A 12,858-nucleotide genomic window follows, 5' to 3' on the forward strand; every position below is an offset into this window, starting at 1 on the left:
GCGCTAAATGACTCCCGAAAGCTCCTCGCATGGGGCACACAAGTTGCGCCTTATCCTTGTCGGCATTGGGCGTGCGGCGTACATCGACGCCAACTTGCGGTGACCTGCCACCGAACTTTCATCCGGCAGCGATTAGAGCCCCGGCGGTTTTGAATACGCCAAGTGGCGCGGTGTGAGCAACCGGCGGAAACGCGAAGCTTTCATCTCGCGCAGCGTTGGAGCCGGTTGCGGCAATGGTATCGGCATAGCTTGCCGGGGTCTGGTATCCGAGCGATGAGTGCGGCCGGAAGTGGTTGTAATCGTCGGCCCATTCAGCAATGGCGCTTCGGGCATGGTCGAGGCCGAAGAACAGGCTTTCGTTGAGCAGCTCGTCGCGCATGCGCCCGTTGAAACTCTCGACATAGCCATTCTGCATCGGCTTTCCCGGCGCGATGTAGTGCCACTCGACCTTATGATCTTTTGACCAGGCAAGGATAGCATTCGAAGTGAGTTCCGTGCCGTTGTCGGAGACGATCATCCCCGGTTTGCCGCGCCGTTCGATCAGCGTCGTCAGTTCGCGAGCGACGCGACGACCGGAGATCGAGGTGTCCGGGATCGCCGCCAGGCATTCGCGCGTCACGTCATCGACGATGTTGAGCACGCGAAACCTCCTTCCGCAAGCGAACTGGTCGTGAACGAAATCCAGCGACCAGCGGGCATTGGCCTTCGCTTCGACCAGGATCGGTGCACGCGTGCCGACAGCACGCCGCCGGGCTTTGCGCTTGCGAACGGAAAGCCCTTCCTCGCGATAAAGCCGGTAGATGCGATTGACGCCGGACGGCTCTCCTTCCCGTCGAAGCAGGACGAACAGTCGCCGATAGCCGAAACGCCGACGCTCGTTTGCAAGGTCACGCAGCTTTGCCCGCAGCGCCACCTCCGGCGGTCGGCAGGACCGATAACGCACCGTCTTGCGGTCGGCGGATATGATCTGGCAGGCCCGCCGCTCCGAAAGACCCATCATGGCCTTCAGATGCGTGACGGCTTCACGCTTGGCGGCAGGCCCTACCATTTTTTTGCAAGAAGCTCGCGGAGCGCGGCCGCATCCAGCATCTGTTCGGCCAGCAGCTTTTTCAGCCTGGCGTTCTCGTCCTCAAGCGCCTTCAGCCGCTTGGCCTCGGACACTTCCATACCACCGTATTTGGCTTTCCAGTTGTAAAACGTCGCTTCCGAAATCCCGTGCTTACGGCAGAGGTCGGCCGCCTTCGCACCAGCCTCCTGCTCCTTCAGCACCGCAATTATCTGCTCTTCGGTAAATCTCTGCTTCTTCATTCGTCCGTCCTTTGATGGGCCGGACTCTAATCAATTCTGGAGGAAATTCGCAGTGGCAGGTCAGCGGACCAAAAATGTAATCGTTGACATTCACGCCAAATTTACATCTACGACCGTGCATATTGAATTATGTGGAGGACGGCGGTGTCGGCTGCTTTCAAATCGCGATTGGGTTCGTGTGACCAGAACCACTTCTAAATATTGGCTCGTCGGCATTGGCTTGTGGTGCGTGGCCGTTTCAGGGTTTGCGCTTTATTCCATCGAAACGTCAAAGCAACGGCTGGCCGATGAGTTGGAAGCGGCCGGCCAGACCTTGCACCGATTGATCTCCCAGCGCGTGGCACAACACGACGCACATATGACCAGCCTCATTGCGGTTACCAGCGGGCCGGAGCCTGCTTCATTCAGCGCCGTTCGGCACGTGATGGAAACCATCATCCGGTTTTATCCCCGTATCGCTTGGATCGAACTTATCTCGCTCGGCGACGCCGAGCCCGAGGACCACGGGGTGAAAGTGCTCCTGAGAGTGCCGGAAGGCGAAAGCGAGGATCTGGCGGCGCTACGCGGTGCATTCGCTGAACAGGAGCGAGGCAAGATTGCCGTCTACGAAAATCGAAACGGGCGATATCTCCTGGCGAAAAAGGCGTCTTCGCCTTCGGAAACCGCGGTGGTGCTTTCCATCGATGTCCGGCTTCTGTTGGATCCCGAGGAACGGCCGGCATGGGCCAAGGTTCGCCTGATGCTCAGCGGAAAGCCCCTGCTCGATCTTCCAGCACAGGACGGCGTCGATACAGCCGCTTCGTTTGTTGCTCCCTTGCATTTCGAATCGGTCATCGACGGCGAAAAACAGCAGCTGTCGTTGTTGCTTGATCGGTCCGTACCACTTGCAGCGCTGTTACCGGCAAGGCACGTCGTCGGCTTTGGCGTCATGACCGGGCTGGCTTTGTTTGCGGCGATGTTTGCACTGCGCCAGCGATCGACAACCCTCCGGTTGCGGCGGACGGTGGGTGAAGCTGAGATACGTGCAGTGCTACAGGAACGCGAGACAATGCTCGCGCATGCCTCGCGCGTCAATGCGTTGGGCGAGATGGCGTCAGGCATCGCGCATGAGCTGACGCAGCCGTTGACCGCAATCCTTAGCCACAGCCAGGCAGCGCTTAGGCTGACGGACGCGGATACGTTCGATATTCACCCCATTTGCAAAGCGCTTGAAGTCAACGTGCGCGAGGCCAAACGGGCCGGGGAAATGCTGAAGCGGATGCGCGACTATGCCTCCAACAGGGTGCCTGAACCAGTCAGGAGCGCAATCAATGGAATCGTCACTGAAATCGAGGCTCTAACCAGTATCGATTTGATGCAGCGCGGCATCCGCCTCGACTGCAGCCTTGCCGCTGAGCCGCTGGAGGCCGTGGCCGACCCTATCGAGCTCGAACAGGTGCTGCACAATCTGATACGCAATGCAGCCGACGCACTTGAGGGCGCAGACACGAAAGCGGCAACGATCCGTATCGAGACACAGGCCGCGGGCTGCGAGGCCAAGATCATCGTCAGCGACAATGGGCCAGGCATCGCCACGGATGCCCTGCCAAGATTGTTTCGCCCCTTCTTCACGACCAAGCCCGAGGGCATGGGACTGGGACTATCCCTGTGCGCAACACTGGTCGAACGTATCGACGGGAGAATAGAAGCGGAGAATTCCGCCGGAGGCGGGGCAAGGTTTACGGTTACGCTGCCAAGACTACCAAGCAGGGAAGCACCGTGAACAAGTACAGGGTCTATCTGGTCGAGGATGACGAAGCCGTCAGGGAGGCGATCGCCTTTCTGCTCAGCACCTATGGGATTGCCGTAGAGGCCTTCGGCGACCCCAGGACGTTCCTTGCACATATCTGTGAAGAGAAACCGGGTTGCCTGGTGGTTGATCTGCGCATGCCGATGGTTTCGGGGCTGCAACTTCACGCGCAAATGACCGGACGTGGTATCGACTGGCCAACGATTATGATCACTGGCCACGGTGACGTTGTCGCCTGCCGTCGTGCCTTCAAAGCCGGGGTCGAGGACTTCCTTACCAAGCCAATTGATAGCGAAGTTCTGATCGTGGCCCTTCAGCAGGCTTTCGCAAGGCTAGATGCGCGGCAGGAGCGCCGCGAAGCACGACTGCAACTGGCGCAATTGACCGATCGCGAACGCCAGGTTTTCGATATGGTCGTTGGCGGATGGGCAAGCAAAGAAATTGCGGCAGCACTCGGTGTATCGGCGCGCACCATCGATGCGCATAGGGCAAAGATCGCCGAAAAACTTGGAACCAGCTCCGTGGCCGAGTTCGTGCGGCTGACCCTCGCCGGCGAGGGGCACGGTAGGTAGCTCTACCTATGCAGGGTGGTGGGAACACGGATTCTGCGAAGCGAGCCGCTTTGTTAAGTCTTTGGCCGGACGAAACAACTCTCCGAACATGGACGGAACCACACAATGATCAAAAGTTTACTTGTCGCCGCCTCTATCGTTGTCTTCTCGATGAGCGGGGCCGAGGCCGAGCTTCTCACCGAAAAGAATATTCCGTCAGACCTTGCCGTCGAAATCGCCAGAAGCGCGGTTCAAGCCTGTGCCGCGGACAAATATAACGTGACCGCGGCCGTCGTCGATCGCGCGGGCGTCCTTCGCGCGCTGGTTCGCGCTGACAATGCCGGATCGCATACGGTTGAATCCGCGCGTGCCAAGGCATTTACCTCCGCATCGTCGCGGATGCCGACCTCGAAGCTGGCGGAAAATGCCGCAAGCATCCCGGCATCCGCTCAGTTGGTCAATATACCGGGCTTTCTGGCGCTTGGTGGCGGCGTGCCGATCAAGACTGGCGACGTGACAATCGGAGCCATCGGCGTCGGTGGTGCTCCCGGCGCTAATTTGGACGAGGCATGCGCTGTCGCCGCGATCAGAGGGGCTGCCGAGGAGCTGAAATAATCCTCGTTCATTCGCGTAGCGCTTGCCCGCCGCTGTTGCTGGCGGCGTGCAAGCCTCGCTTGGCGCGCTGTGAGCCTGTCGCAACAAACCTTCAGCCCTGTGTCTGCCGATATCGGGCACGCCGATACCTATGAGTTCAAGTTGAATAATCCGCCGCTCATCAAGCGGTTAAGCTATAGCGGGTCTGCGCTGCAGGTAGGCACCAAGTTCGGACCTAAGCCGACTGCCTGATCTTGATGCTGAATGGTAAAATGATTCTCGATCCCGCCGCGTAATCCTCTTGGGGAGCCTCAATTAACCGGGCTATCGCAGGCCCGTAATCGAATGCGGGAACCGTCACGGTCGACAGCCAGGGAGCCAGCCAATCGTTTAGGCGGTTGTCATCGAAACCCATCATGATGACATCGTCGGGAATTTTAAGCCCCAGTTCAATCGCTGCGCGATGGACACCATAGGCGATCATATCGTTGCCGCAGAAAATGGAGAGGCGCTTTTTGCTTTTTGAAAGCAATTTAAGCCCCTGCTCATAGCCGGCCTCCATCGTATAGGCAGCCTCGACCTTCTTGACCGGACCGCTATCGCCCAGACCGGCTATGAAACCATCAAGCCGCTCGCTGCTTCCCGAATAGCTTTTCGGACCGTGGATCGCGACGCAGTTGATATAACCGCGCTCCGCAAAATATTGGCCGACTGCCATACCTGCAGCGAAATTGTCGACGCCCACATATGGCGCGACGATTCCCTCGGCCGGGCGGCGATTTACGAAGATTATGTTCTTTTGCCGGGAGCATAGTTCGCGCAACCGCGGGGTATCGATCGCACCTTGTAAAACGATGGCTTGCGCGCGCAGCCCCTGCGCGTCGGCAAGCAGACGATCCTGCTGCTCTGCGTTTTCGGCCGCATTCGCCAGGACCATCGAAAGCCCCGACGACTTCAAAGCATTTTCCAAAGATGCGGCAACGTCGGCGGTAAAGTGGTTCGACGCATCCGGCACGAGCATCACCACCACGCTGCTGCGAGCAAGACGGAGGGACCTCCCGATCTCCGAAGGAGTATAGCCGAGAATCTCCGCTGCCTTCTTGACGCTCTCAATTGTGTGAGGCGCGACTGCATCGGCTTTTCCGCCAAAATATCGCGACACGGTTGCCGTAGACACACCCGACAGGCGCGCGACATCTCTGACAGTAGGCGGCTTGGTCATCGCGGAAAACTCATATCACTACTTCTAGCATCCGCTTCGTCGAAGCGGAAGGTCTCGGATGGCGTCGCCAGATTGACGACAAAAGGCACCCTTCATGGTCAACAACTTGTCGTCAAGCAATTTTCCGCTTGTTCACCGAACAAGGGCGACCGCCGAGGAAAGCAGCCGCAAATTGAGCGTCGCGGCATGGGAACTGCTGGTCGGCCAAACCTAGCCGTTCGACCCTCCACAGCTCTTCCAAGACACCGGCATTTCCGACGCGACCGATGGAGACCTGGTCGCGCCTCAAAGGAGGGTGCTTCCCAATGGCCGGTCGCTCCGGTCGATCGCGCGGCAGCTTACATTTCCGCTCGTTCGACCAGCACAACGAAGGCGCAATGTAATCGTTGACATTATCAAAAATTCGTCGTTGTATACGTTAACATCCGAGGATCCAGTTCGGCTGCCACAAATTTACGGCGTCCGCCGGGGAGCGAACCGGTGGATACGACCTGCCAGTATTTTCGTCGCGAAGGGAAGATCGATGATGCGCATAGGAATTCTGGGGTGCGGAAGAATCGGGCAGGTCCACGCGCATTCGATTCAGCGAATTCCGCAGGCAAAGCTTGTTGCCGTCGCTGACGTTTCGGCATCCGCTGCCGAAGCCGCCGGGCGCCGTTTTGGAGTCGAGGTGCGCAATCCCTCCGACATCCTTGCCGCCAACGACGTCGATGCGGTGGTGATCGCGACCTCAACCGCCACCCACTTTGATATGATCCACGCAGCGGCGGCAGAGAAGAAAGCCATCTTTTGCGAAAAGCCGATCGACCTTTCCTCGGAACGAGTGCGAATTTGCATCGACGCGATTGAAAAGGCCGGGGTGCCTTTCATGACCGCCTTCAACCAGCGGTTCGATCCGCATTTCGGAGCCCTGCGACAGCGGGTCATCAACGGCGAAATAGGCGATGTCGAGACGATCTCCATAACGTCCAGAGATCCTGCGCCGCCGCCGGTCAGCTATATCAAAGGCTCCGGGGGGGCTTTTCCGTGACATGATGATCCACGACCTGGACATGGCGCGTTTTGTCCTGGGAGAGGAGCCCGTGCAAGTTTATGCAGTCGGCTCCAACCTGGTTGACCCCACGATCCGCGATGCGGGCGATGTGGATACGGCCGCAGTCATCCTTACGACTTCCACTGGCCGGATTTGCCAGATCACCAATTCTCGCAGAACGACGTACGGATATGACAAACGCCTTGAGGTACATGGTTCGAAAGGCATGCTGCGCGTCTCGAACGTCCTCGAAAATCTCGTCGAGAGCGCGAATAGCACGGGCTTCGAAAGTGCGCGTGCGCAGCCCTTTTTTCTCGAACGGTTTGGAGCCGCTTATCTCGCCGAGATGGAGCATTTTGTGAAAGCCGTTTCGGCGGGCGTCAAGCCCACACCCGATGCGCAAGACGGTCTGCGCGCGCAATTGATCGCAGATGCCGCAACCCAGTCCTGGCAAAAAGGCCGGCCCGTGTCGATCGCCCGCTAGCCATCTCTATCAACAAATACCTCCATCAACTCAAGGCAGGGAAAACCATGAAGGTTGCAGTTATCGGGTTGGGTCGCGTCGCCGAGATTCATGTCCAGGCCCTTCGCCAACTTGGCTCCCATACATTTGTCGGGGGATGGAGCCGGTCATCAAGCAAGGCCGACGCCTTCTGCCAGCGGTTCGGCGGGACCGCCTATCCAACGCTTGAACATCTGCTGGGAGATCAGCGTATCGACGCCGTGCTTGTTGCGACAAGTACAGCTTCACACTTCGAATATGCGAAACGTTCGCTCATGGCGGGAAAACATGTGCTTTTGGAAAAGCCGCTCTGCGAGGTCGCCGCGCAGATCAAAGAACTCGCAGATGTTGCGAAGGAACAGAAGCGAACCTGCATGCCGTCGCACAACTATATCTATGCAGAAAGCATGAGACGATTGAAGGCTCACATCAAAGCGGAGCGTCTTGGGGAGATCGTCAACTTTTGGGCGATCTATAACAAGCGGCACGACGCGTCGATTGGTGAACCCGATCTTACCATGCGTGAGCTTATGATACATCACGCTTATTGCCTGCTCTACTTCCTGGGGCGACCTTCGCATGTATATGCGACCGGCACCAATGTTCATTTTACGAACAAGGATGCTCATGACCAGCTGATGATTACGGCAGAATATGCCGACGGAAAAATTGCAAACCTCTGGGGCAGCTTCTCCGCGGATGATCGAAGCCGCGAGCCTTGGTCCTGTTACTTCAAGGTCATCGGCATGGACGGAAGTGGTGTGGTGCCGTGGGACGTCACCAAATTTGGCGACGCGACGATCCCGTTCTGGGATGACGCCACCTATTGGGACAGCTTCCTTCAAGTGCAGAGTTATTTTCTCGATGAGTGTCTGACCAGGTCTCAGGAGCCGCTGTCGACATTGGACGATGCCTACGATGCCGCTGTGCTTTTGGACGCCGCGCGTCGCTCTCTCGTGGAGAAGCGGCGGATCGAGATCGACTATTCCTGAAGGGTGGAGGAGGCGGGGATTTTGACCAGGCCCCGCAATTGAAAGCCGAACGACAGACGGCCAATGCCGTCGCCGGATTCTTCTTCACCCGCAATGTCGACTTTGAAAAACCGGCCATCCTTTCGAGCGCCGGCAATGTCCATGCAGAAAAATTCATCTCCTATCCAACCACTCACGCTTGAACCTGGAGCCAACTATGCTTGATCTGCAAAACGCCAAGGGCCAGAATATCGCCCAGACGATCGAAAACTTCATGACGCTTGATCTGACGGGTGTCGGCCTCATAGGCAAGATCTACAACGCGCTGCAATCGCATCAGCCTGGTCCCGCCTGCATGGATGCCGCCAACCTGATCGTCGATGTGGTTCGCGAGAACGGCGGCCCGATCGTGATTGCGACGGGATTTCCTGAAGGCGGCGGCGTGCCGGAAACCGACGGCCCGGTAGGCGCAGCGCTCCTCGCGCGTGCGCTCTTCCTCGGGCTTGGTGTCGAGACCGTTATTCTGACCGATGACGATTGGGTCGGTATGATGGAGGGGACATGCCGAGGCGCCGGCCTTGCGCCGCTTTCGTTCCCTCAGGATGGCCAGATCAGGTCGGTCGACTTCGTCCGGCCAGTCTATATTCGCAGCGTCCCGAAAGATACGACGGGGTGCAAGATCATCACGGATCAGCTTCTCGAGGTGACAAAGCCTTCGCTGGTGATCTCGATCGAGCGGCCCGGCCAGAACGACAAAGGCCTTTACCACGGACTTGGCGGGCGTCCGCTCGACAATCTCGTCGCCGATCTCGACCAGTTTTTCCTGAGCGCCAAAAAGCGCAAGATTCCCTTCATTGCCATCGGGGATGGCGGCAACGAACTTGGCATGGGGCTGATCGGTGAAGATCTCAAGGCTTTCTCGCCCAAGGCCAGAGATAGCGGACATCCCGGCCGCGGCGGCGTTGCTGCGGCAACCGCGGCGGATCATCTCATCGTATCGAATGTCTCGAATTGGGGAGCAACCGGGTTGATCGCCGCGCTTTCCGCACTTTTGGAGAAACCGACAGTCTTTCACGACGGCGCGTTGGAACGCAGATGCATAGAACAGTGCGTCTCGTTCGGGGGCGTCGATGGCATGTTCATGGGACCGGAACCGGCCGTTGACGGCATCTCCGCCCGAGAATGGGAAGGGCTCGTTGATACGCTGCGCAACACGCTTGACCGCTTGGCCGGACGGGTCATCGGATGGAAAGGCGACAGCGGCGACTGGCGCCAGTTGAAGTGACTGATTCATCCGAGGGCTAGGCGACTGACGGCACGCAGACGCGCAAGCCCCAAGTCTCGGCCGTCGGCGCCTGAGTCTTGCCGATTTGCCATGACCTCGTCGCGGTCGGATTGCCGACCGCGACAAATCTTTTGAACGCCTCGACATTTGCCCCGCCAGCCGCGATCTGAGCCTTGCTTGTCAAAGGCGTTCCTGCAGCAAGGCGCTCCCGAAACTGCTGGTTTGAGAGCCTTTGGGCAAGGGCGGCCGCGGCAGCGATCAATGCGTCCGCTACGCATGGCGTCTCCACTTCCTACCACCATGCCATCCCTCCTTTGATCGCGAACGACGCCGATCGAATCCTGCGTCAACGAAAATGTAATCGTTGACATCGTGTTTTTTGTGATGTTGTATACGTTAACATCGCAAATTGGCGATCGAGCCTTCACGGCTCCCGCAGATCTCGAAACAGGGCACCGGCGCATGCGACGGCCCGCCATTGGAGGCTTATCAGTGAAGAAGTTGAACGTTGCACTCATCGGCACCGGCTTTATGGGCAAGGCCCATTCCATCGCCACCGCCGTCGTGCCGATCCTGTTCGGGTCCCCCGTCGACATCGAGCGCAAGGTGGTCGTCGATATCGACGAGGAACTGGCGCAGAACGCCGCCAAGCAGTACGGCTTTGCCGAATACGCCACCGACTGGCGCCAGGTCGTCTCGCGCCCCGACATCGATATCGTCGACATCTGCACCCCCAACAGCACCCATGCCGAGATTGCCATTGCCGCCGCCAAGGCGGGCAAGCACATCATGTGCGAAAAGCCGATGTCGATGACGGTGGCCGAGGCCGAGGCGATGCTGGCCGCCGCCAACGAGACCGGCGTGGTGACGATGGTCTCCTACAACTACCGCCACACGCCCGCCCTGCAAATGGCCAAGCGCCTGATCGACGAGGGCCGCATCGGCGACATCCTGACCTTCCGCGGCTATTACCTCCAGGACTGGGGCGCCGATCCGGAAAAGCCGCTCTCCTGGCGCTTCAACAAGGCGCTGGCCGGTTCCGGCACGCTTGGCGACATCGGCACCCATGTGATCGATGCCGCACGCCTGCTCGTCGGCGAATTCGAGCAGGTGAACGCCATCGTCAAGACCTTCATCCCGGAACGCCCGCTGCCGGCCGGCCGCTTCTTCGGCCCGAGCGGGGCGGCCTCCTCGGAAAAGGGCAAGGTCGACGTCGACGACACCGCGCTGACGATGATCAAGTTTGCAGGCGGCGCGCACGGCACGATCGAAGTGACGCGCAATTCCTGGGGCCATCATAACCAGCTCGGCTTCGAGATCCACGGAACCCGCGGCTCGATCGCCTTCGATTACCAGCGCCTCAACGAGTTGCGGGTCGCCTTTGCCGACGATCCGGCCGACGCCTTCGGCTTCCGCACCATCTATTCCGGCCCGAACCAGCCCTTCGGCGACAAGCTGTGGCCGGTGGCCGGCATGGGGCAGGGCTACATCGATATCAAATCGATCGAATGGTACAACTTCCTGCAGGCCATCGCCGACAACAAGCCGGCCTCACCCGACTTCCGCGACGGCGTGCAGATCGAGCGCATCGCCGAAGCCATTCTCGTCTCCGGGCAGAACGGCGCCTGGGAAACCATCAAGCAATCCGCCGCCTGAGGAAGACTTCGATGACGATCAAGCTCGCAATGCACACCTGGCCCTATGCAAGCAACCCGACATGGCTGCCGGCCTATACGCTTGAGGAAACCATCCGCCGCATCAAGAAGATCGGCTATGACGCCATCGAGATCGGCGCCGCCAGCCCGCATGTCTTTCCGCCGACGCTGAGCCCGCAGCGGCGCAAGGATCTCGGCCGGATGCTGAAGGATTACGAGCTCGAGCTGGCCGCCATGCTGCCGGCCCATGGCGGCGGCCCCGGCAACAACGTCGCATCGCCGATCCCCGAAGAGCGCCGCTGGGCGATCGACCATTACAAGGACATGGTCCAGCTCACCGCCGACTGGGGCGGCAAGCGGCTGATCTGCCTGCCGGGATGGTACATCTTCGGCACCACCTACCGCCAGGCGTGGGACTGGGCGGCACAGGCGATCGGCGAAATCGCCCGCTTCGCCCAGGACTTCGGCGTCGAGATCGTCATCGAACCCACCCCGGAAGACAGCAACATCGTCAATACCTGCGACAACACCATCGACATGATGAAGGATGTCGGCCAGCCGAACGTGCGCCTGATGTTCGACAGCCATCACGTCATCACCCAAAAGGAAGTGATGAGCGACTACGTCTATGCCATGGGCAAGGACCTCGTCCATATCCACGCCTCCGACAACAACCGCCTGCCGCCGGGCATGGGAAGGGGAGACTTTCCCGCCCTCATCGATGCCCTCGCCGAAACCGGCTTCGACGGATACCTCTCCATGGAGTGCGGCTTCCACCAGCGCGGCATCGAGCCGGACTGGGTCGCCCGCGTCTGCCTCGAATATCTCAAACCAATCGTCGATGCTGCAAACGCAAGAATCGACAATAGGATGTAATCGTTAACACCGGACGTCGTGCACCAGGACGATGCGCGTCTCCGACCAGCGAGGTGAGCATTGATGTCAAAGCCCCCCACGATCCGGGACGTCGCGCGTTTGTCGGGTGTTTCGACTGCGACCGTCTCGCGATATTTCTCGGGAAAGGCGGACTCGGTCTCTCCTCATAAGATCGAAAGCGTTCGCCGGGCGGCCAAGTCCTTAGGCTATACCCCTTCGGAGATCGGCCGCTCGCTTCGCCTTGCGCAAAGTCGCGTGGTCATGATGCTGGTGCCCGACGCGACCAACCACTTCACGGCCGATATCGCCGTGTCGGTGGAAAGCGCGCTCAAAGAGATCGGTCTGTCGATGGTTCTCGCCAATACCGGCGAGAACGCGATCCAGCAGGACCGGCTTCTTGCCGACGCGCTGGGGCTGAGAGCGCGCGCAATCGTTCTTCAGGGAGCGATCGATACGCCGAAATTACGCGAACTGGCCGCACGGCAGAACAATCTGATCTTCGTCAACCGGCGCCCGGCTCAAGGAATTCTCGCGCCCTATGTCGGGATCGACAACTTCCAGGCCGGCTTGGCGGTCGGGCGCCATTTCGTCGAGCGCGGTTATACCAACTGCGTGGCGATCCACGGTCCGCGACATTATTCGGGCAGCACCGCACGACTGGACGGCTTCCTCGCCGGGATCGGGGAGGATGCCAAAGTTCTGCAGTTCGAGAGCGCCTATACCATGCAAGCCGGCTACGACTGTGCGTCGCGCCTGCTCGAAGCCGAGCCGAAGAAATACTCGATATTCTGCGCCAACGACATGATCGCCTATGGCGTCTATCGGGCAGCCCTCGAGAGAAGGATGCAAGTGCCTGAGGACCTGGTGGTTTGCGGCTTTGACGATAATCGCCTGAACGAATGGCTGGCACCCTGGCTTACGACAGTGAAGGTTCCGGCCTTGGACTTCGGCCCGGCCATTGCCGAACTGATTACCACGCCGCGTCCCGATGACGAGCAGATCAAGAACATCATTCTGCCGTTCACACTGCAGCTCCGACAATCGGCGTGATCACTAGCCGTCCTTACAGGAG

At 59.3% G+C, this 12,858-nt stretch carries 11 protein-coding genes and 1 pseudogene; 9 read left to right on the plus strand and 3 right to left on the minus strand.

Going from position 1 to position 12,858, the window contains the following annotated elements; genetic code table 11:
• Window positions 1–118 precede the first annotated feature (118 nt).
• A protein-coding gene (locus AMK05_RS30460) for an IS3 family transposase (protein WP_094447701.1) occupies window positions 119–1,308 on the minus strand; the annotation gives its coding sequence in 2 pieces (ribosomal slippage) (window positions 119–1,056 and window positions 1,056–1,308; 1,191 coding nt in all).
• 178 nt (window positions 1,309–1,486) lie between these two features.
• On the opposite strand from AMK05_RS30460, the gene AMK05_RS30470 reads away from it, so the two are divergent.
• The 3 genes from AMK05_RS30470 to AMK05_RS30480 all read left to right on the plus strand — a co-directional run bounded on the left by AMK05_RS30470 (window position 1,487) and on the right by AMK05_RS30480 (window position 4,263).
• The gene (locus tag AMK05_RS30470; protein ID WP_143535783.1) at window positions 1,487–3,070 is read left to right on the plus strand and encodes a sensor histidine kinase; all 1,584 of its coding nucleotides are present in this window, start codon (window positions 1,487–1,489) and stop codon (window positions 3,068–3,070) included.
• Window positions 3,067–3,669: a response regulator transcription factor gene (locus AMK05_RS30475; RefSeq protein ID WP_064843931.1), complete on the plus strand. Its 603-nt coding sequence runs from the start codon at window positions 3,067–3,069 to the stop codon at window positions 3,667–3,669. The genes AMK05_RS30470 and AMK05_RS30475 overlap by 4 nt, the downstream gene beginning before the upstream one ends.
• A gap of 105 nt (window positions 3,670–3,774) precedes the next feature.
• The gene (locus AMK05_RS30480) at window positions 3,775–4,263 is read left to right on the plus strand and encodes a GlcG/HbpS family heme-binding protein (protein WP_064843932.1); all 489 of its coding nucleotides are present in this window, start codon (window positions 3,775–3,777) and stop codon (window positions 4,261–4,263) included.
• A 214-nt stretch (window positions 4,264–4,477) separates the two neighbouring features.
• Here the strand turns inward: AMK05_RS30480 and AMK05_RS30485 are convergent, their stop codons facing one another.
• Window positions 4,478–5,464 (minus strand): LacI family DNA-binding transcriptional regulator, encoded by a 987-nt coding sequence (locus AMK05_RS30485; protein WP_064843933.1) that lies wholly within the window; start codon window positions 5,462–5,464, stop codon window positions 4,478–4,480.
• Window positions 5,465–5,987: 523 nt separating this feature from the next.
• Between AMK05_RS30485 and iolG the strand changes: the two are divergent.
• Together iolG and AMK05_RS30495 are read left to right on the plus strand one after the other, a co-directional pair.
• Window positions 5,988–6,981 (plus strand): annotated as a pseudogene (gene iolG, locus AMK05_RS30490) (inositol 2-dehydrogenase).
• Between the two features lie 47 nt (window positions 6,982–7,028).
• Window positions 7,029–7,991, plus strand: a complete 963-nt coding sequence (locus AMK05_RS30495; RefSeq protein ID WP_064843934.1) for a Gfo/Idh/MocA family protein — start codon at window positions 7,029–7,031, stop codon at window positions 7,989–7,991.
• Here the strand turns inward: AMK05_RS30495 and AMK05_RS35440 are convergent.
• Window positions 7,982–8,134, minus strand: coding sequence for a hypothetical protein (locus AMK05_RS35440; RefSeq protein ID WP_171899887.1), 153 nt, complete (start codon window positions 8,132–8,134; stop codon window positions 7,982–7,984). The two genes, AMK05_RS30495 and AMK05_RS35440, sit on opposite strands and share 10 nt — an antisense overlap.
• Window positions 8,135–8,187: 53 nt before the next feature.
• Between AMK05_RS35440 and AMK05_RS30500 the strand changes: the two genes are divergently transcribed.
• The 4 genes from AMK05_RS30500 to AMK05_RS30520 all read left to right on the plus strand — a co-directional run bounded on the left by AMK05_RS30500 (window position 8,188) and on the right by AMK05_RS30520 (window position 12,836).
• Window positions 8,188–9,255, plus strand: coding sequence for a glutamate cyclase domain-containing protein (locus tag AMK05_RS30500; RefSeq protein ID WP_064843935.1), 1,068 nt, complete (start codon window positions 8,188–8,190; stop codon window positions 9,253–9,255).
• A 492-nt stretch (window positions 9,256–9,747) separates the two neighbouring features.
• Window positions 9,748–10,911 (plus strand): Gfo/Idh/MocA family protein, encoded by a 1,164-nt coding sequence (locus tag AMK05_RS30510; RefSeq protein WP_064843937.1) that lies wholly within the window; start codon window positions 9,748–9,750, stop codon window positions 10,909–10,911.
• A gap of 11 nt (window positions 10,912–10,922) precedes the next feature.
• Entirely contained in the window at window positions 10,923–11,786 is an 864-nt protein-coding gene (locus tag AMK05_RS30515) for a sugar phosphate isomerase/epimerase family protein (RefSeq protein WP_064843938.1), read from the plus strand.
• 63 nt (window positions 11,787–11,849) lie between these two features.
• Window positions 11,850–12,836 carry a LacI family DNA-binding transcriptional regulator gene (locus tag AMK05_RS30520; protein WP_064843939.1) on the plus strand — a complete coding sequence of 329 codons (987 nt, stop codon included), beginning with the start codon at window positions 11,850–11,852 and terminating at the stop codon, window positions 12,834–12,836.
• The last annotated feature ends 22 nt before the right edge of the window (window positions 12,837–12,858 follow it).

This window comes from Rhizobium sp. N324 (assembly GCF_001664485.1).
Taxonomy (GTDB): domain Bacteria; phylum Pseudomonadota; class Alphaproteobacteria; order Rhizobiales; family Rhizobiaceae; genus Rhizobium.